The organism is Megasphaera paucivorans (assembly GCF_900103535.1).
Classification (GTDB): domain Bacteria; phylum Bacillota; class Negativicutes; order Veillonellales; family Megasphaeraceae; genus Megasphaera_A; species Megasphaera_A paucivorans.
The window spans coordinates 93,360-113,378 of sequence record NZ_FNHQ01000007.1 but is presented as its reverse complement, the minus strand read 5'-3'; the positions used below and the strand labels follow the sequence as shown (position 1 = coordinate 113,378).

Below are 20,019 nucleotides of genomic sequence, written 5' to 3'. Positions count from 1 at the left end.
TGTAAAGTACCATATTCCGTGCGAAGTTCGCGAGAATAAAAACCGTTGCGGCTATTACCAGAAGACCAGCCGTTGGAACTATGTTTCTCATATCCTAGAAAACTAGAAAGTTCAACCTTAAGCAACTGGTTGATGGCATCTTCAAGTTCTTGACGAAAGACATCTTCAACAGATTGTTTTTCTACTAGCGCTTGCATGAGTTTTGTGTTAAGATTTGACATTAGGGAACCTCATTTCTTTAGTGTCTTTGTTAGCACTTAACACTATACAGGAATGAGGTTCCTTTTCCTATGGGCCTCTTAGAGTTTACACATAAAATTTTATACTATCATGAAAATGAATGGAATATTTTTTGCACAAATATACTAACCATCATCATAATAATCACAACAGGAAATGTATTTCCCAGCGGTGTATCAACATGTAAAAAGAAACGGTACAAAACAACCCCCATTCCCCACAAGATGACATTTTCCCAATTACAAGACTGTGAGGAATTGTCTTTCTTCAAAATAAAATAATCCGCTAATAAAATGGCTGTCATCGGAGCAAAAACCGAACCAATAAAATAAAGAAAATCCTGGAATTGTTCTGCTTGTGCAAAGATTGCTAAAATAACTCCGCACACACACGCTAGCAAAGCCAGCGTTTTCTCTGATACACCGCCAATTATATTGCGACTGCTGACACCAGCGGAAAAAACATCCAGAAACGTAGTTGTAACCGTAGAAAGAAGCACAACAACAATGCCGGCAAACCCCAAACCTGCCTGCAGCATAATTGCAGCAATATCATCTTGTCCGGTAAACAAAGCGGCTCCCATTCCAATAAAAAACATCCAGCAGCTGGCAACAAAATAAGCTCCACAGCTCATTGCCGTTGCCTTTTGGGGTCTTTCTGCGGTTCTTGTATAATCAGAAATAAGAGGCAGCCAAGATAACGGCATGGCTGCCGCCAGTTCTACCGCGCTGCCAAAACTCAGTGAATCCCCCAGCAAGGGAGTGCCATTTCCATGGAATACAATCGTGCTTAAAATAAAAGTCAAAATCAAAAGTGCAGCAATAACCACAATATTGACTTTTCCCAAATTTTTCAATCCTAATACAACCCATCCTGCAATAAGCAGCCCAATAACTATAGTCCATCCTGCCGTGCCAATATCAATAATCGTATTAGCCGCCGCTGCAGCGCTGGCAATCATTACCGCAGTCCAGCCAATAAGTTGTATGACATTTAATCCGGCAAATAATAACGCCCCTTTGTTTCCAAAAGAAAGTTCTACTGTTTCCATGGCGTTACGTCCCGTTCTTCCGCCAATAAGACCGGCATAATACATAACGATCCCGCCAATACAATGCCCGATAATAATAGCCGCAGCACCCTTCACCATCCCTAGCGGAGCCAGCAGCATTCCTGTCAATATTTCCGCAATAGAAATACCGGCTCCAAACCATAAAAGACCATTTGCAAAAACTGATGTCTTGTCTTCATTCATATATCGTTCTTCCTTTCCACATAAAAAAAGAGAACATCCACATAGATGCTCTCTTTTAAAACCATTGTTGTTTCCTCCGGTGGGATTATCCACATCAGGTTTCAGGGTCGAAGACAGGTGTCCTCCTCTCAGCCAAATCGAGCTCCCCTATGTCGCATATAAGTATAACAAGCTCCCTACAACCTGTCAAATAATTTTCAAGATTACTTGCCCAGTACACCTTTCAACTTTACGAAGTATATCAAAATACTCTATCGCCAAAGCCGCATGCCAAAATAAATCAGTGCAACCCCCACTGCTCCATTTAAAAGAAGCAAAACAAAAGATGGCAAAAATTGTCCCACACAAACACCGGCTGCCGCAATAAGAGATAAAAATACAATAGTCGATAACAAACAGCCTCCTGCAAACCATTTCATTGCCTGCTGATCCATGTTGTATTCTGCAGCTTGTGCAGCAAATACACCCCCCCAAAAAAGAATTGTCAACGGATTAGACAAGGTTAAAATGATTCCTTCAACAAAAAAATCAACAGCCCCGGTTCCAGCAACAGCTACGTGTGGTATATTTCCCCCTGTTGTCTGCCAGACCATATACCCTCCAAACAAAACAAGAATTACAGCGCCAAAAATTTTAACTTTTCGCTGCACTTCTGGTTTCTTTATAACAACGACAACACTGCTAGCAGATACAATAATGTATAATGCATCCACAATCGTTGCCGCTATAGCAACCGCCTCTCCTGAAGCCCAGCCAAAAGATGCCGATGCCATGAAAGTCAGCAGACAAATAGGTCCCACCGCCAGCTGCAGCATCATACCAAACCTAAATCCTCGCCATAACATACAAATTTTCCCCCTCCTCTGATTGTCTCCATATCCTTGTTCCGTTTTTGTATCTATAACCTATACCTTACAATAAAAGGCGCATCTGTTTGATGATACGCCTTTGTATTTCGCTTATATTCTCTTACTTAAAAACCAACTTTTGACCTACCCCGATTTCCTTGACCGGCAAAGAGTGGGCCAACCATAATTTACCATTCAAACTGACACAATGACAAGGATATACAAACTCCGGAGCGCAATCCTTGAGATAGGCTGCTGTAGCATCAAACACATTAGGCTGGTCCCGCAGCAGATGAAATCCACCGATAACAGCATGAATCCGGTTTTCTTTACAAACTTTTTTAGCATATTCAACAGTATTGCAAACCCCCGCATGAGCACAAGCAGTAATAACGACAAGTCCCTTATCTGATATATAAACGACTCCGGAATCATCCAACAAGTAATCGTCTTCCCAGTTCCCATTCCGCAAGGTGTGTCCTAACGGTTTTTTTGCTTCAAAATCATTCGTTCTCTCTATTTCACCTAAAAAAAACAAGATGCTTCGTCAGCCATACAGGCTCCTTGGTTTTTTTTATATCAAAAGTTTGCTGTAATTGGGATTCACCCAAAATCATTCCAATATTTTTCCCACCGGCCTCTTTAGGCAGAAATGAATCAGGATGTGTAATAAGTTTCGCCTTTTTCCAAGGCCGCTTTTCATAACTGGCTTCAATGTACTCCTGAACTAAAGGCTGCAATCCCCAAGTATGATCATAATGTCCATGTGAAATAACAAGACTATCCACATCTAATAAATCAATTCCCAATCGTCTGGCATTTTTCATAAACATATCCGTACGTCCTGTATCCAGCAATATTTTTTTTCCGTCACACTGCAAATAGCAGGACAGTCCCGATTCTCCTCCATAGCAAGAACCACTAATTGTATTATTGTCTACTAAAATCGTCAGCTCCATAATATTCTCCTTTACATTAGAAATCAACCGTTATTGAGCCAGCGTTTAACATCATCTTCGGCATCGGCAATCGTTGTTCCGAAAATAGACAGTCCCTTCCCCAAGATGGCTGTCGGACAAAGGGATGTAATATCCTGTAAACTATGCCCGAATCCGCTTCCTTCATGTGTACAAAAAGGAAGAAGGGTCTTTCCGGAAAAATCATAGGATTCCAAAAATGTCCACACAGCCATCGGCATTGTGCTGCACCAATTGGGGTAACCTAAAAACACAATAGTATACTCTCCAAGATTGTCCAATGTATTCTTTAACAAGGGACGAACTCCGGTCTCTTTTTCTTCTTTAGCTACGGCAACCGTATCTGCATATGTATACGGATATGGTTCTACCGTATTAATGCGAAACATATCTCCACCCGTGTAGAATTTAATCATTTGTGCCGCCTTTTCTGTATTTCCGATCCGCAGTTCCACGATTTTTCCACTGACATAATTTTCACCGGCATGCGAGAAATAAGCGATGAGACATTTCTTATCCTTATACCCCATGATATCCTTCCTTTCTAACTTCATTTATGTAGTTCTATTATATATCAAATGAATCTAAATTGAAAATAACAATTCTCTATTTCGAGGTTGACAGGCATAAAATATACTCTCTCTATTTTATAGAGATCAATTATTTTTATTCTTAAATATATAAAGACAATAATCACGCTATATAAAAATGTTTATGAAAAAATATTGACATATTTAACTTTTTGGTTTAATATCAATGTTAACATTAATAAAGATGAACGACAGAAGCAATGACGCTTTATAGCGTATCGACTTAGCGAGTTGATATTATGTAAAGCGCTATTTTTATATCTGTCCATAGGAAGGGGAAGGTTTTATGATTACCTTGACTGAAGTTAATAAATTTTTTGGCACAAATCATGTTCTCAAAGATGTCAATATTCATGTTAAAACCGGTGAAAAAGTCGTCGTTCTCGGTCCCAGCGGTTCTGGAAAAAGTACAATGATCCGCTGCATCAATATGCTGGGACGTCCTGACAGCGGCAGGGTAATTGTCGACGGGGAGGATTTGATGGAACCGCATGCCAAATTAAAAAAGATAAGACAGGAAGCTGCCATGGTGTTTCAGCAATTCAACCTGTATCCCCATATGACTGTATTAGAAAACCTTTCTATTGCTCCAGTTATGGTTCAAGGCATAAAAAGAGATATTGCAGAAAAATCCGGCATGGAGTTTTTAGATCGTGTCGGTCTTGCCGACAAAGCGACTGCCTATCCCGGTCAATTATCCGGTGGGCAGCAGCAGCGTGTTGCCATAGCGCGGGCATTAAACATGCATCCTAAAATCATGCTTTTTGATGAACCCACATCCGCGCTGGATCCAGAGATGATTCAAGAAGTACTCGATGTTATGGTAGAGTTAGCTCATACAGGCATTACCATGGTTTGTGTCACCCATGAAATGGGATTTGCCCGTCAAGTTGCCGATCGGGTCATTTTTATGGCTGATGGTCAAGTACTGGAAACAGGTACTCCCGAACATTTCTTTACTCATCCGGAAAATGACAGAGCCAAACAATTTTTGAGTAAAATCATTCATTAATATTCAATATTTGCTTATGATTATTAAGAGGAGGAATCATTCATGAAATCATCAGAAAAGAAACTTACATTATTAGTCATATCCGCCTTGATTGCCTTCGGTGCATTAGCTGCCGGGTGCGGGGAAACAGACAAAAAAGAAAGTGCCGCAAAATCAGATAGCGGTCAAGCTATCCAAAAAATAAAAGATCGCGGCGTATTAAAAGTCGGCTGCAAAATTGATGTCCCCTTATTTGGATTCAAAAATCCGGAAACAGGAAAAATTGAAGGATTCGAAATTGATTTAGCAAAAGCTGTTTCTAAAAAGATATTCGGAGATGAAAATAAAATAGAATTTACACCAGTTACCGCAAAAACCCGCGGGCCCCTTCTTGACAGCGGCGAACTGGACATGATTTGTGCAACTTATACAATTAACGAAGAACGTAAAAAGCAATACAACTTTACGGAACCTTATTATACTGATCCGGTTGGTCTCTTAGTAAAAAAATCAGATAATATCCAGTCTTTAAAAGATTTAGATGGTAAAACGATTGCGGTACCGCAGGGTGCTACTACACGCAAAGCAGTCAGCGAAGCCGCGAAGAAAGATGGCATTGATGTTAAATTTGCTGAATTTCCAACATACACGGAATGCAAAGCAGCTCTTATGTCCGGCCGTGCTGCCGCTTATGCCATGGATCAATCTAATCTTCACGGGTATGTCGATGATCAGACTGTCATCTTACCCGATAGTTTTGCTCCACAAGAATACGGCATAGCCACCAAAAAAGATAATAAAGAACTTTGCGACTACATTGATCAGGTCCTCAAAGAAATGAAAAAATCCGGCGAAATGGACCAACTTTTAACGAAATGGAAGCTTAAGAACTAATGGCAGAAATTTTTGCCGGTTTTAAATGGATAGCCTTACTCGATGATCGTGAATTGTTCATCGAAGGCTTAATAACGACATTAGAGGTTGCTGTATTTGCGATGCTTCTCTCGCTCATATTAGGTATCATTTTTGGGATTGCCGGAGTATTCCCCAAAAAATGGGTACGCTGCGTTGATCGAGTATATGTCGAATTTTTCCAAAACACACCTTTGGTCATACAAGCTATTTTCCTGTACCATGCGTTGCCGCATTTACATATTATGCTGCCTGTCATAGCAATCGGCATTCTCGGTGTCGGTATCTACTCTGGAGCATATATGTCTGAAATTTTCCGTTCCGGAATTAACGCTGTACCAAAAGGACAAATGGAATCCGGTATGTCTCAAGGCTTTGGATATTGGAAAATCATGTGGTATATTATATTGCCACAAGCCAAAAGAACAATTCTTCCCGCCTTGGGCAATCAAAGCATCGGAATCATAAAAAATACCTCCGTTCTTGCTATGATCGCCGGCGGTGACTTAATGTACACCGCCGATTCGTGGGCTGGCGCTAACATGTATTACGGTCCAGCTTATTTAGTTACCGGTTTTATTTATTGGATGCTCTGCTTTCCTTTGACTAAATGGGTACAGCAGTTAGAAAAGAAAGCTGAGGTGGGGTAATTATGATATCAGACGTATTCCAACCAGCAAACATTATGTTTTTACTTCAAGGGTTTAAAGTAACTTTAGAAATCGGTTTTTTTTCCATTATTTTCAGTGTTATCGGCGGTACCTTTCTTGGCGTTTGCCGTTACCTAAAACTCCCTGTTATCTCTACACTGGCAGGAATTTATATAGACATCATGCGCAATCTTCCTTTTTTGCTTCTTGTCCTTGTGGTACGTTTTATGACACCGCTGCCGCCTGTTATGTCCGGTATTGCCGCCATGTCTATATTTACTGCCGCAACAATGTCCGAAGTGGTACGAGGTGGGTTAAATGCAATTCCCAACGGTCAATTTGAGGCTGCCTATTCACAAGGAATGACACGTTTTCAAGTATTACGTTTTATTGTATTGCCTCAATCCTTCCGAAATATTATCCCACCTATGATGTCTGAATTTACTACCATTATCAAAGATTCTTCTTATGTATGGGCTGTCGGTACAGAAGAACTTACAGGTCGAGGAATGATACTTATTGGCAAATACAGTGCAACAGGACAGCTATTTACAATTTTTGCCTGCGTTGCTTTGATTTATTTTGTACTAAACTATACGTTATCTTCACTAGCCCGTTGGAAATATAAACAAATGCGAGCATATATTCATTAACAATATATTCGGTAAAGCAAAGACGCTTATGTCAAAAAACATAAGCGTCTTTTTATATCTTACTTTACATACTGCTATATATAGAGGGGATTATATAGCAAAAATAAGAGGGGGGATTACTTATGTCAACATGGAACAAAGGTTTCGCAATGGGAGCAATTGGCTTGACACTATTCGGATTATTGGCCGCAGGTTGCGGTGATGCGAACAGCAGCGATGCATCAAAAAAGGAGGATGCTGGAAAAAAACAAATTGCCGGTGTACAGCGTATCAAAGAGCGGGGTGTCGTCAAAGTCGGTATAGGAGATACCATTAAAGGCTTTGGTTATAAAGAATCAGATGGTACGATTACCGGTATTGATGCAGATGTCGCAAAAGCTATTGCCAAAGATATTCTAGGTGATGAAAATAAAATAGAATTTACAACGGTAACGGCAAAAGCCCGTGGTCCGGTTTTGGATAGTGATCAAGTCGATTTTGTCATTGCTACCTACACCGTTAATGAAGAGCGCAAAAAATCCTGGGATTTTTCAGATATTTACTATCGAGATCCCGTTGGTTTCTTAGTTAAAAAAGACAGCGGTATTACTTCTGCTAAAGAATTAGATGGTAAAACTATCGCGGTACAACAGGGAACTACCAGTCGTCAAGGCTGTGAAGAATGGGCCAAAAAATACGGTATCAAACTTAAATATACCGAATTTCCAACAGATCCGGAAGCACTATCCGCTATGACATCCGGACGAGCTGCCGCTTACAGTACCGATTCCTCCATTTTAAACAGTCACATGGAAGGTAAGCCGGATTTAATGCTTCTGCCGGAAAAATTTGCACCACAAGATTACGGTATTGCTGTCCGTAAAGATAACAATGAACTTTTAACCGAAATAAACAAAGTAATTAAACAACTTAAAGAATCGGGAGAATTGGAAAAAATGATTCAAAAACACCACCTTGTAGATTTTCATGACGATGCAACAGAATAAAGTATAAATAAAAAAACTCTTCGTATTATTGGCAGCATACAGTCGCCATACGAAGAGTTTTTTACTGATTTTTACACTTCATACACTTGATTCGCATTCATATCCAGTCTATAGGTACGTAAGATTGTTTGAACAATAACATTTCCTGGCTGTATATTCTTTTTTTCACACCATCTTATATGCTGTTTATATTTACAGGCCGCCCGCTTCCGAGTTACATTGTGATACCCGATAACCCGCGAAGTATCACTTCTATGATATGATATTACAACAGATTCTCCGGAAAGTTTATCCAATAGTTTAAATAACTGCATCTGATATCGTTTTGTATCCACCATTTCCCCCATAGCAGGCGCATAGGCTCCTGCCAATACTTGTGTATCGTCATCAAGATCTTTGGTCGCCTGCAGCCCCGTACGGATACAAGAAATACCATGTTCTATAAAAGCCTGCTTCATATATGCGGCACGGCATACTCCCTCATGAATGGACAGAGGTATATATGCCCCTTGCCGATACATGGCAGCAAGTTCTGTATTTTCGATGACTGCCACGGGATAAATACGTGCTATATCTGGTTTCAATTCACAAATTTTTAATGTTGTTTCTCTTAAGCTATGCCAGTCTTCACCGGGCAATCCCGGCATAAGCTGATGCCCAACAGTGAACCCACATTTCTTCAACAACTGTGTCGCTTCTAAAACCTGTTCAGCCGTATGGCCTCTTTTTGAAAATTGAAGTACCGTATCATCCATAGATTGTACACCTAACTCTACAATAGACATGCCATAAAACCGTAGTCTATCCAAAATAGGTGAAGTAATGCAATCAGGTCGTGTAGAACATCGAATACCATGAATAGTCCCATTTAAGAGAGCCTGATGGGCTGGTTTAAGCAACCTTTCCTGCATCTCTTCAGGTATAGCCGTAAAACTTCCTCCATAAAAGGCAACTTCCCAATGACGCTTTTCCTGTACATGTTTAGTGTAGTCTTGGATAAGAGAAGTAACATCCTCTGCGCTTGGAATACCATGATGTCCGGTAATGCGCCATTGATTGCAAAATACGCATCGATGCAAACAGCCAATATGCGGAATAAAAATGGGAATAATTGATGTCTTCATGATTGCCTCCAAAAAAAGACTGATGCCATGGCATCAGTCCCTTATTATAATGCATGTAACTTTTCCAGTGCTTCATGAGCAGCCTGCTGCTCTGCATCTTTTTTTGTTTTGCCGGAACCTTCACCAAGGACTTTTCCATTGACAATCACTTCCATATAAAAAGTTTTATCATGATCCGGTCCTTCTTCCCGGCATAATTCATAATCAATTTTTTGTTCGCCATCTCGCTGAATAAATTCCTGAAACACCGTTTTATAATCTTTGCCATAGTGACCACTTTCAACAAGTGCCAGAAAATCACGCAGTTGATATAAAATAAAACTTCTAGCAGCTTCATACGATGAATCAATATAAATAGCCCCGACTACAGCTTCGAAAGCATCCGCTAAAATGCTGGCGCGCAATCTGCCGCCGGAAGCAAGTTCTCCGTTTCCCAAAAGTATATAATCACCCATATGAAACCCGGCACAACAAGCAGCCAACGGTGATTCACTAACTACACTGGCCCGTGCTTTGGATAATTCTCCCTCTGGCATTTCCGGATATGTTTTAAATAAATATTCTCCTACTACCAAGTCTAAAATAGCATCACCCAAAAATTCCAAACGTTCATTATGCTGAACATGTTTGTTTTTATTTTCATTAGCATAGGAAGAATGTGTTAACGCTTTATCTAGAAGATTCAAGTCATGGAAAGATATTTCCATGACTTGAGTAAATTTTTTTAATTGTTCTTTTCGATCTTTTTTCATCAGCCATCAGTCTTCTCAATTAATTTTCCGAATATTTTTTAAATAACAGCGTTGCATTATGGCCGCCAAAACCAAAAGAGTTAGATATCGCTACGTCGATATTGGCATCTATTGCTTTATTTCCTTGTACGTAATTCAATCCTAATACCTTAAGCTCATCTTCCGGTTCATCACAATTAATGGTAGGATGGACCTTTCCCTGTTCAATCGTCATTGCACAAGCAATTGCTTCAATGGCACCGGCAGCTCCCAGCAAATGACCGGTCATGGATTTTGTCGAACTAACAAACATATCTTTGGCATGTTCGCCAAACACTTTAGCTATCGCCAAGGATTCATTAAGATCATTCAAATGAGTAGACGTGCCATGGGCGTTGACATAATTTACTTCTTCCGGCTTGATACCCGCATCATCAACTGCTAACTGCATACATTTAGCCTGATAAACACCTTCGGGAGCAGGCGCCGTAATATGATATGCGTCCGCATTACTGCCGTAACCACCAATTTCGCAATAGATATGCGCACCGCGTTTAATAGCATGTTCTAATTCTTCCAAAATAACAATACCGGCACCTTCACCCATTACAAATCCATCACGTTCTTTATCAAATGGCCGAGATGCATGTTCAGGATCATCATTTCGTGTACTAAGAGCCTTCATTGCCGCAAACCCAGCGACAGCACCTGGGGAAACTGTAGCTTCCGTACCACCCGCTACCACTGCGTCAAGTTCACCGCGCTGAATCATGCGGTACGCATCTCCAATAGAGTTGGTACCAGTAGCACAAGCGGTCGCTATACTGGCACAATGACCATGAAGTCCAAAAACAATAGATACCTGCCCAGCAGCCATGTTAGCAATCATTTTAGGAACCACAAAAGGATTGACACGAGATGGGCCCTTTTCAAACAATCCTTTATAAAGATTGTGCAGAGTTTCCATTCCACCGATTCCCGTGCCTACCATAGTGCCAATGCGGTCCCGGTTTTCTTGTTCTAAATTAATACCGGAATCATCCAGAGCCAATTTAGCCGCCGCAACCGCATATTGTGTAGATATATCCATATGCCGGGCTTCTTTTCTGTCAATACCATAATCTGCCGGGTCAAAGTTCTTTACCTCGCCGGCAATTCGCGCGGAATATTCCGTTGTATCAAAGTGAGTGATGGGCGCGATTCCGTTCTGTCCGGTAATCAAAGCATTCCAAAATGTATCTTTGCCATTACCGACTGGAGAAATAACGCCCAAGCCTGTAATTACTGCACGTTTTTCCAAAGTATTCACCTCATTAATTAAAATTTAATCGGGAATTTCATCCAATTCTCGCTTAAGGTATGCAAATATTTCTTTGACCGATAAAATATCGTGTATTTCCTGCATACGCCGGCCGGAAAAGACAAGACCTGTTTCTATATCCCCCTGCTGTGCCCGCGTAAGTGCCCGAATAATACAATATTTATGGCTGCATTTTTTTAAGCAGCCGTCACATTTTATTGGCTTCTGCGCGGTTCCTAACAGGATACGTTCCGAAAAAGGAGTACGAATTGCCTGTCCAGGAAGTCCTACAGGACTGTGTATCAAAACAAAATCCTCTGGATTATTAGCACGAAGATACACTTTTTTCAATTCTTCTGAACCATTAGATTCCACACTAGCAGCAAAACGGCTTCCCATTTGAACACCGTTAGCCCCTAGTCTAAACATTTCTGCGATATCTTCACCATGAAGCACTCCTCCCGCACCAATGACGGGAATATCAACAGCCGCCCGCACTTCCGGTACAATGAGCCGGCTCGAACGGTTTGTTCCCAAATGCCCGCCTGCTTCCGCTCCTTCAACTACAACAGCGGCAGCACCCAGGGATTGAGATATTTTAGCTAGTTTTGCAGAAGACACAATCGGAACAATAGGCGTACCTGATTCTTTGCCCCAACTAAACATGTCGCGGGAAAAGCCTGCTCCTGCTACCACTAGATCGATTCCTTCTTCAATTGAGGTAGTAACAAGCCCTTTGAACTCTCGAGCTGCTACCATTGCATTTATTCCAATGATTCCATTGGGAGCTAGCTTTTTAGCCAGACGTATTTCATATCGTAATTCATCAAAAGGCATACCTGATGCCGCTATGAGACCTATACCGCCTTCATTAGCTACAGCAGCGGCTAGTCTAGCGGTAGATAAACGAATAGCCATTCCGCCTTGTATAATTGGTATCCTTGCCACAAGCTTACCTATCTTTAATTCTGGCAGCTTCAATATGTTTTCCTCCATTCAAGATGCCATCAAAGGGGAAGTGTTACCTTCCCCTTTTCGGCCATTATTGCATGCTTAGGCTTTCTTTTCCTTTTCGATATAATCAACCGTATCCTTAACGGTTTTGATCTTTTCTGCGACATCATCAGGGATTTCGATATTGAATTCTTCTTCGAAAGCCATGATAAGTTCAACAATATCTAAGGAATCAGCGCCCAAATCATCAATGTAAGCAGCTTCCATCTTGACTTCTTTTTCGTCAACACCCAGCTGTTCGACAACGATGCCTTTAACCTTTTCAAAAGTAGCTTCTTCACTCATTTCCATTCACCCCCTTTCAATGATCCATATATACTTACATTACCATGCCGCCATCAACTTGTAACACCTGACCGGTAATATAACTGGCACAATCTGACGCCAGAAACAATACAGCTTTTGCCACTTCTTCAGGCTCAGCTACACGTCCCAGCGGAATTGTTTTTATCATATCTTCTTTCACAGAATCATTCAGAACCGCAGTCATATCAGTATCTATACATCCAGGAGCAACTGCATTAGCCCGAATATTTCTCGACGCCAGTTCCTTGGCTATCGATTTTGTAAAACCGATTACTCCAGCCTTAGCTGCCGCGTAATTAGCCTGTCCTGCATTGCCGGTAATCCCAACAACGGACGTCAAATTTACGATAGACCCCTGTCTTTGCTTCATCATAATTTTAGATACAGCTTTTGTACAATGATACACTCCGGTAAGATTGGTATCTAAAACTTGCTTCCAGTCTTCTTCTTTCATACGCATGATAAGATTATCACGCGTAATACCCGCATTATTGACTAGAATATCAATAGATCCAAACATATCCTTTGCTTGTTTTACCATGGCATCCACAGCAGCACCATCGGAAACATCACATTGTATACTCACAGCCTTGCCTGGTTCAGTTTCGATCATTTGCAGTGTTTCTGCTGCAGCTGCTGTATTTCCAGCATAAACGACAACCACATTAGCTCCCTCATGAGCGAACGCTAATGAAACCGCCCGTCCAATACCACGAGAACCGCCTGTCACTATCGCTGTTTTCCCTGTTAAAAGCATTTTACCGAACCCCCTGAAAAAATTCAAGTGTTTTCTTTAAGGATGATATATCTTCTACATTTTCGCTTTGAATTGCTTTATTAATTTTTCGGTTAAACCCGCTCAAAACCTTGCCTGGTCCCACCTCCACAAATACATCAGCCCCAGATTGGATCATGGTATTGACACAATCGATCCACAATACCGGACTAGCCGCCTGCTTAACCAATGCTTCTTTTATTTCATCTGCCGCCGTTTCTACGGCTCCGTTCACATTGGCAACAACAGGAATTTGTGCATCGGCAATATGGATCGTATCAAGAACGGCTACCAGTCGTTTAGCAGCAGGTTCCATTAACGTACTATGGAATGGCGCACTGACATGGAGCAGGATCGCACGTTTCGCACCGGCCGCTTTCAATTCATCCGCTGCTGTTTCAACAGCCTTTGCTGCTCCCGCAATAACGATTTGACCCGGACAATTAAAATTCACAGCTTGTACCGGCCCAATTTTATTTGATACAGTTTGACAAATTTCCTTAATCTTACTATCTTCAAGTCCTAATATAGCGGCCATGCTTCCCTCTCCCAGAGGAACTGCTTCCTGCATGAACTGTCCACGCTGGCGTACCGTACGAACCGCATCAGCAAAACGCAACGCACCTGATGCAACAAGAGCCGAATATTCTCCCAAACTATGCCCAGCTACAATATCAGGTTCCCATCCTTCTTGTTTTAATACGCGGGCACACGCCGTACTCGCTGTCAAAATCGCCGGCTGGGTGTTGCAGGTCATCATAAGATCTTCATCTGGACCATCAAAACATAACTTCGTAAGTGAAAAGCCAAGTGCATCATCTGCTTCTTCAAAAAGATGCTTTACTACAGGGTATGCTTCATAAAGATCTTTTATCATACCTACTTTTTGCGAACCCTGGCCCGGAAAAATAAATGCGTTCTTCATTATATCACCTCATTATCAAAACCACTTCATAGCCAAACCCGCCCAGGTAAGACCAGCACCAAAACCAGCCAAAACGACTTTATCACCGCGATGAAGAAGTCCTGCCCGGTTCGCTTCATCCATTGCAATCGGAATAGATGCGCCTGACGTATTTGCATAATTTTGAATATTGACAAAAATTTTATTCATAGGAATATGAAGACGTTTTGACGCTGATTCTATAATGCGGAGATTCGCTTGATGCGGAATCAACATTGCCACTTCATCACTCGTCCAACCAGATAGTTTCATTACTTTTTCAGCAGCACCCGGCATAGCATGAACAGCAAATTTATATACTTCCTTGCCATCCATTTGAGCAAACGCCAATTCATTTTTAATGGTTTCATCAGTCCGCGGCATTTCTACTCCGCTGGAAGGAATCGTTAAATATTTTCCGCCTTCTCCCTGCGCTCCCATATCAGTACCAAACATGCCATACCCATCATCAACCCGGCCAATAACTGCTGCACCGGCACCGTCTCCAAACAAAACACAGGAACCGCGATCATTCCAATTAATAACACGGGTTAAAACTTCTGCACCAATAACTAAAATATTCTTATATAATCCTGTTTCAATAAATTGCTTAGCAATAATAGACGCATACACAAATCCTGAGCAGGCCGCATTTAGATCAAACGCCGGTACATTTACCGCCCCTAAATTCGCCTGCACTTTGCAAGCAGTAGCCGGAAGAGATCTATCTGGTGTCAATGTACAAACAATAATCAAATCTAAGTCCTTAGCACTGATACGAGCCATTTCTAATGCTTTTTTAGCTGCTCCCGTCGCCAAATCAGAGGTATTAACGCCCTTAGGTGCGACATATCGCTGTGCAATGCCCGTACGAGTACGTATCCACTCATCAGATGTATCCATCATTTTTTCTAAATCTTTATTAGTCCATACTTGATCCGGAACACAATGTCCTGTTCCCAGAAAGCCTGCTTGACTAACTTTCATTCCCATATTCTTCAACCCTTTCTTCCTCCATGCTGCTGCGAATATGCCCGACAACATCCTGTTCTACTAATTCTCCAGCCACGCGGATTGCATTCTTAATAGCTTTGGCCTTGGAGCTGCCATGACAAATAATAAAACTACCGTTGACGCCTAAAAGCGGTGCACCGCCGTATTCCGTGTAATCTAATCTTTTCTTCAGTGCCTTTAAAACCGGTAGTACCGCCAAAGCACCCAATTTAGCAATAAACCCACTTTCTTTTATCGTATCCTTGACTAAGCGAATAATAAATAGCGCCATTCCTTCGCCAAATTTCAAGATTACATTCCCAACAAAACCATCGCAAACAACGACATCAACTGTTCCTTCCGGTATGTCGCGGCCTTCCACATTGCCATAGAAAGAAATTGTTTTCAATTTCTCCAGCAACGGATATGTAGCTTGTGCCACTTCATTCCCTTTGGAATCTTCCTCCCCGATATTAAGAAGGCCTACGGTAGGATTAGAAATACCTAAAATATATTTTGCGTAGTGGTATCCCATAATAGCCCCTTCTACCAAATGCTTCGGTTTACTATTCGCATTCGCTCCGGAATCAAGCAACACGGTAATTCCCTCTTTGGAAGGAATCGGTGTCGCAATGCTGGGGCGTTCTATTCCCGGAATGCGTCCCAAACCTAAAAGAGCCGCCGTAACAGCTGCCCCTGTACTGCCCGGGGCTACTACAGCATCACACTCGCCTTGCTTAACCAGTTTAGTCGCCACCACAATGGATGCATCTTTTTTCTTGCGAATAGCTTGTGCCGGATGTTCTCCCATTTCGATAACCTGACTGGCTTGAACAATGGTCAGCCGATTGCTCTCCGTCGCTCCGTATTGGGCCATGACTTCTCTGATTCTATCTTGATCGCCTACAAGAACTACATCATACTTATATGTCTTAACGGCATCAATAGCACCCAGAACGATCTCCTCCGGTGCATAATCGCCGCCCATAGCATCTACCGCTATTTTCATTATTACCACTCCATTATTCCAATGATTCCATGATGAATTTTGCTCGGAATACTTCCTTCGCTTTTTTTCGAATCGTTACCCATACATAATATTTCTGATCCCGCTGCCTTATGACTTCCGCTTTTGCAACCAATTTATCACCTACGGTCACAGGTTGTTTATATTTAATATTTCCAACAGTTGTTATACACACGGGTAAATTAAGTACGGCTCTGGTCAATGAATTGGCTTGCGCATATAAAAATTGAGATTGGACAATATGTGCCGAGTCAACCATATCTTCTGTTGCAGTTAAAATGGAAAGTGCGCTTTTACCCACAATACAATCCACCAATTCTCCCACAACCTGCACTAAATGGTGCTGCGGCAAAGATGCCTGTGCACGCTGCTTGATGCGTATACGTAATTCCGGTATACCCAAGGCCATCCGATCCAAACGTATCGTAGCTATACTGACAGAAAATTCCTCAGCCAGTTCTTCATCGTTGATGAAAGGATTTTCTTCTATTCGTTTTTTTAACAGCGTATGCCGTTTTTCCCTTGCTATACGAACCATATTATATCATCCTTTGAATTATGACCAAGTACTAATAGTACGTACAACAAATTATATAATGTTTTAAGATGTTTGGCAAGTATAGGAAAAAATATAATCAAAAGATGACAAGAATATCCTTTCATAAAAAAATATGCTTTCGAAGATATTTCCTATTCAAACTCCCGAAAGCATATGCAATACGCCTTTAATATTTATCAAAATCCATTTCGTTTAAAACATCCCGCAATTTCATGACCTCTTCTTTGGTCATAGTAATTCCTTTCGTCATCGCCTGATAATCGGGATCCCACGATCTAAGATCAAATTTAGGCGCACGATTATTCCAACTAATAAAGGTTAGTTCTTTACGCCAGCCATCTTTATTTTCTGATAAGGTACCACATACATCTTCAATATTAAAATTCAACTGTGCCATTATTATTTCCTCCTGCAAGGGAATTATCCCAAATTTGTAGTAAAGCATATCTCAATAATGTGCCCTACCATATTTTATTTATATATAAATAAAACTTAGTATATATGATAGCAAATCTACCAATAATGTCAACATCTGAAACATCAATGTGTTTTTCTGTGTTTAAACAATCCGCCGTGAGCTTCCCGAATATCAAAAATAGAAATAAAAGCATCGGGATCAACATCACTGACAGCATTGCGCAATTTCATGATTTCCAAACGAGAAACCACCGCATATAAGATTTTTGTTTTTTCTCGTTTATATGCGCCTTCCCCGTTAAGCAGCGTAACGGCTCTTCCTAATTCATGGGTAATACAATGAGCTACTTCATCGTGCTTTCCCGTAACAATGAGCAATCCTTTCGATTCGTCAAGACCATTCGTTACAATATCAATCATTTTATAAGCAATAAAATATGCCACTAAAGAATACATCGCACTGTCCCAAGAAAAAACAAATCCCGAACAACCTAAAATGAAAAAATTAAAGAACATAATAATCTCGCCTACAGAAAAAGGTGACTTTCGGTCTGCAATAATAGCCAATATTTCTGTCCCGTCCAAGGACCCACCCCAGCGGATAATAAGTCCCACCCCAAGGCCAATAATAATGCCGCCGAATACAGTTGACAAAAAAGGATCATAGGTCAGCGGATGAAAATGAATGACTTGATTCCACACAGCCAGCCATAATACAGAAAATAAAGAAAAGCCTGTAAAATAGGCACCTATGTGCTTATATCCAATAACAAAAAACGGTATATTCAAAAGTACAATAAAAACACTGAAACTGATACCGGTAACATGAGCTGCCATAAGCGACAAACCGACAACTCCTCCATCAATAACTTGATTTGGCACTAGAAAAACATCTAATCCGATGGTATATATTAATGAACCAAAAACAAGGCCTACAAGCCGCGGTAACCGTTTAATCATTATTTCCCTCCTAATGTTTCAATATATCGCATTCCTATAATCCATGCTACAAAATCATCTACGGGTTCCGGCGGATATTGAAAAGACAAAGGCACAAAACGCCGCCAGCCATGCCGCGGTGTATATTGCCAATATAATTTTCTTCCTTCCACCGTCGTATAGGCTTCATTCACCAGAACAAACAAAATAGGATTTTGCTGCTGCCGTATCCAATTTTCTACAACGGGTTGCAATACTTTATGATATGTGCCATTACCCATCACAATATGGGTAATAGGAAAATGAGCATATATCTCCTCTAAACAGGCAGAAAAATCTCCTGTCATAACTATTTTTTTTTCAACCAATTTGCCATTTTCCTGCAAAATGGCAACACCTGTCTTATCAGAACCCGGATCAATAGCAACTATCATTTTTTACCTTCCTTCATTTACAATGCCGGACTAGCTACTATATTGATACTCAATGGACCAGCAGGGTAAATATCATGCGTCGTCACAGCTTCCAGCACAATATCTGCATCTCCGTAGGACTTAATCTTTGAAATAGTATCAAACATTTCTATTCCTGTCAATGCTCCGACTTTTCCCGTCAAGGGATCCGGAAGTACCCCATTTGCCTGTGCCTGCATATTGACATTATGAAGGAAACGGACAACTTGAAGTTCAATATTTCCGGCCATTTCACTATGTCTGATAGTTTCAGAATATACAACATATCCTTTGTGATATATCAGATTATTATCATAGACTTCAACATGAACCAAGGCAGGTTCACCTAAGATAATATTTCCTGCCGCTGTAAGGCGAATCAATTTCTTACCCGGTGATGCCTGGGAAAGTTGCTTCACAGTAGCATCAAATTCCTCCTGTGAAATATATAAAACAATAGCATTTTCATCTTTTATACCTAAATGCTGACGTATATACGTATTAGTTTGACTCATAAAATCACTCAACTCTTCACGAGTTTTCGCTTGATCCAGACCCGATTCCAATATAGATGTAGATAATACTTCTCCCACCCGGAACAACACTTGTCCTTCACGAACATTCTGCATAATCGCATTCAACATTTGATTGCGGTTTTCTAATGCCGTATTCGCTTTTTTCAAAGCTGAATTTGTTTGATTCAAATCACTCTTCACGGACTCTAAATTATCAATTTCGCCCTGTTTTTGAGAAATAGCTTGATCATACGCCACTTGGGCAAGAGCCAATTGATTACTGATATCATTTCTTGCCGCTTGTACTTGTTGTAAATCCAACATAGTTATCCGCAGTTTCTTATTTGATTCGTCGAGTTGTGCTTCTTGTTTTCGCAGCAACTCTTCATTAGAAGCCAGCAATTCATTTTTATCACGCATTTCATTGCCCAAATCGGCTGCTTGTTTCAGCAATTTATCCCGCTGTACTTCCAATTCTGCTTTTTGCAGTTGCAGCTGATGCATCCCAAACAGCGCAATTCGTACATTTTCAGATAATACGGACATCACTCCCAAGGTAACTGCCGCAATACTGATGCCAGTTAAAATAGTAACTAATATAGATGTATATTTAGGGCGCAAACCAAATAAAACAATTTTTCGTTTACCTACGCGTGAGCCTATTTTATCGCCTATATATGCAATAATTCCACCCATAATCGCCAGTATAAGCAACATTATCCAGCCATATTCCATATGCGCCCCTCCTTTCAACATAGTCATGTATCTAATATAACTATTATAATATACCATTATGCCTGCATCTGTCATCATTATTCATAT

Annotated in this window: 25 protein-coding genes; 5 read left to right on the top strand and 20 right to left on the bottom strand. The window is 40.9% G+C overall.

The annotated features are described in order from the left end of the window. The 6 genes from BLR11_RS04870 to BLR11_RS04850 form a co-directional block, all read right to left on the bottom strand. Nucleotides 1-221: transposase (locus tag BLR11_RS04870; RefSeq protein ID WP_176762878.1), on the bottom strand; the 221-nt coding region annotated here is incomplete at its 3' end. Nucleotides 222-328: 107 nt separating this feature from the next. Further along, nucleotides 329-1,495: a putative hydroxymethylpyrimidine transporter CytX gene (cytX, locus tag BLR11_RS04865; RefSeq protein WP_091648793.1), complete on the bottom strand. Its 1,167-nt coding sequence runs from the start codon at nucleotides 1,493-1,495 to the stop codon at nucleotides 329-331. Nucleotides 1,496-1,746: 251 nt separating this feature from the next. Further along, nucleotides 1,747-2,340 (bottom strand): LysE family translocator, encoded by a 594-nt coding sequence (locus BLR11_RS04860; protein ID WP_091648790.1) that lies wholly within the window; start codon nucleotides 2,338-2,340, stop codon nucleotides 1,747-1,749. Nucleotides 2,341-2,464: 124 nt separating this feature from the next. Further along, complete coding sequence (locus BLR11_RS14305) at nucleotides 2,465-2,881, bottom strand: MBL fold metallo-hydrolase (RefSeq protein ID WP_218118729.1); 417 nt, start codon at nucleotides 2,879-2,881, stop codon at nucleotides 2,465-2,467. Then, a complete protein-coding gene (locus BLR11_RS14300; RefSeq protein WP_218118728.1) occupies nucleotides 2,865-3,302 on the bottom strand; it encodes an MBL fold metallo-hydrolase in 438 nt (145 codons plus the stop codon). Before BLR11_RS14300 ends, BLR11_RS14305 begins: the two co-directional genes overlap by 17 nt. Before the next feature lie 23 nt (nucleotides 3,303-3,325). After that, nucleotides 3,326-3,850, bottom strand: a complete 525-nt coding sequence (locus BLR11_RS04850) for a flavodoxin (protein WP_091648788.1) — start codon at nucleotides 3,848-3,850, stop codon at nucleotides 3,326-3,328. Nucleotides 3,851-4,196: 346 nt separating this feature from the next. On the opposite strand from BLR11_RS04850, the gene BLR11_RS04845 reads away from it, so the two are divergent. The 5 genes from BLR11_RS04845 to BLR11_RS04825 all read left to right on the top strand — a co-directional run bounded on the left by BLR11_RS04845 (nucleotide 4,197) and on the right by BLR11_RS04825 (nucleotide 8,102). Then, a complete protein-coding gene (locus BLR11_RS04845; RefSeq protein WP_091648785.1) occupies nucleotides 4,197-4,922 on the top strand; it encodes an amino acid ABC transporter ATP-binding protein in 726 nt (241 codons plus the stop codon). Nucleotides 4,923-4,964: 42 nt separating this feature from the next. Next, the gene (locus BLR11_RS04840) at nucleotides 4,965-5,795 is read left to right on the top strand and encodes a transporter substrate-binding domain-containing protein (protein ID WP_091648783.1); all 831 of its coding nucleotides are present in this window, start codon (nucleotides 4,965-4,967) and stop codon (nucleotides 5,793-5,795) included. After that, nucleotides 5,795-6,463, top strand: coding sequence for an amino acid ABC transporter permease (locus tag BLR11_RS04835; RefSeq protein ID WP_091648781.1), 669 nt, complete (start codon nucleotides 5,795-5,797; stop codon nucleotides 6,461-6,463). Before BLR11_RS04840 ends, BLR11_RS04835 begins: the two co-directional genes overlap by 1 nt. 2 nt (nucleotides 6,464-6,465) lie before the next feature. After that, a complete protein-coding gene (locus tag BLR11_RS04830) occupies nucleotides 6,466-7,116 on the top strand; it encodes an amino acid ABC transporter permease (RefSeq protein ID WP_091648778.1) in 651 nt (216 codons plus the stop codon). A gap of 122 nt (nucleotides 7,117-7,238) precedes the next feature. Further along, nucleotides 7,239-8,102 carry a transporter substrate-binding domain-containing protein gene (locus BLR11_RS04825; protein ID WP_218118727.1) on the top strand — a complete coding sequence of 288 codons (864 nt, stop codon included), beginning with the start codon at nucleotides 7,239-7,241 and terminating at the stop codon, nucleotides 8,100-8,102. Nucleotides 8,103-8,173: 71 nt separating this feature from the next. On the opposite strand, the gene BLR11_RS04820 is transcribed toward BLR11_RS04825, so the two are convergent. The 14 genes from BLR11_RS04820 to BLR11_RS04755 form a co-directional block, all read right to left on the bottom strand. Then, nucleotides 8,174-9,226: an elongator complex protein 3 gene (locus BLR11_RS04820; protein ID WP_091648776.1), complete on the bottom strand. Its 1,053-nt coding sequence runs from the start codon at nucleotides 9,224-9,226 to the stop codon at nucleotides 8,174-8,176. 44 nt (nucleotides 9,227-9,270) lie between these two features. Then, the gene (gene rnc / locus BLR11_RS04815; protein ID WP_091648773.1) at nucleotides 9,271-9,978 is read right to left on the bottom strand and encodes a ribonuclease III; all 708 of its coding nucleotides are present in this window, start codon (nucleotides 9,976-9,978) and stop codon (nucleotides 9,271-9,273) included. A gap of 19 nt (nucleotides 9,979-9,997) precedes the next feature. Further along, nucleotides 9,998-11,257 carry a beta-ketoacyl-ACP synthase II gene (gene fabF, locus BLR11_RS04810; RefSeq protein WP_091648770.1) on the bottom strand — a complete coding sequence of 420 codons (1,260 nt, stop codon included), beginning with the start codon at nucleotides 11,255-11,257 and terminating at the stop codon, nucleotides 9,998-10,000. A gap of 24 nt (nucleotides 11,258-11,281) precedes the next feature. After that, nucleotides 11,282-12,238 (bottom strand): NAD(P)H-dependent flavin oxidoreductase, encoded by a 957-nt coding sequence (locus tag BLR11_RS04805; protein WP_176762877.1) that lies wholly within the window; start codon nucleotides 12,236-12,238, stop codon nucleotides 11,282-11,284. Nucleotides 12,239-12,310: 72 nt separating this feature from the next. Continuing rightward, entirely contained in the window at nucleotides 12,311-12,556 is a 246-nt protein-coding gene (locus BLR11_RS04800; RefSeq protein WP_091648765.1) for an acyl carrier protein, read from the bottom strand. Between the two features lie 34 nt (nucleotides 12,557-12,590). Continuing rightward, nucleotides 12,591-13,334, bottom strand: a complete 744-nt coding sequence (gene fabG / locus BLR11_RS04795) for a 3-oxoacyl-[acyl-carrier-protein] reductase (protein WP_091648762.1) — start codon at nucleotides 13,332-13,334, stop codon at nucleotides 12,591-12,593. A 1-nt stretch (nucleotide 13,335) separates the two neighbouring features. Continuing rightward, nucleotides 13,336-14,277, bottom strand: coding sequence for an ACP S-malonyltransferase (gene fabD, locus BLR11_RS04790; protein WP_091648759.1), 942 nt, complete (start codon nucleotides 14,275-14,277; stop codon nucleotides 13,336-13,338). A 15-nt stretch (nucleotides 14,278-14,292) separates the two neighbouring features. Then, nucleotides 14,293-15,288 (bottom strand): beta-ketoacyl-ACP synthase III, encoded by a 996-nt coding sequence (locus BLR11_RS04785; protein WP_091648811.1) that lies wholly within the window; start codon nucleotides 15,286-15,288, stop codon nucleotides 14,293-14,295. Continuing rightward, entirely contained in the window at nucleotides 15,272-16,297 is a 1,026-nt protein-coding gene (gene plsX / locus BLR11_RS04780; protein WP_091648756.1) for a phosphate acyltransferase PlsX, read from the bottom strand. The genes BLR11_RS04785 and plsX overlap by 17 nt, the downstream gene beginning before the upstream one ends. Nucleotides 16,298-16,310: 13 nt before the next feature. Next, nucleotides 16,311-16,853, bottom strand: coding sequence for a transcription factor FapR (gene fapR, locus BLR11_RS04775; protein WP_091648754.1), 543 nt, complete (start codon nucleotides 16,851-16,853; stop codon nucleotides 16,311-16,313). A 187-nt stretch (nucleotides 16,854-17,040) separates the two neighbouring features. Beyond that, nucleotides 17,041-17,271, bottom strand: a complete 231-nt coding sequence (locus tag BLR11_RS04770; protein ID WP_091648751.1) for a YdbC family protein — start codon at nucleotides 17,269-17,271, stop codon at nucleotides 17,041-17,043. 143 nt (nucleotides 17,272-17,414) lie between these two features. Further along, a complete protein-coding gene (locus BLR11_RS04765; RefSeq protein ID WP_091648749.1) occupies nucleotides 17,415-18,251 on the bottom strand; it encodes a YitT family protein in 837 nt (278 codons plus the stop codon). Further along, entirely contained in the window at nucleotides 18,251-18,664 is a 414-nt protein-coding gene (locus tag BLR11_RS04760) for a RuvC family protein (protein WP_091648746.1), read from the bottom strand. Before BLR11_RS04760 ends, BLR11_RS04765 begins: the two co-directional genes overlap by 1 nt. Before the next feature lie 17 nt (nucleotides 18,665-18,681). After that, entirely contained in the window at nucleotides 18,682-19,932 is a 1,251-nt protein-coding gene (locus tag BLR11_RS04755; RefSeq protein WP_091648742.1) for a DUF3084 domain-containing protein, read from the bottom strand. Between the last annotated feature and the right edge of the window lie 87 nt (nucleotides 19,933-20,019).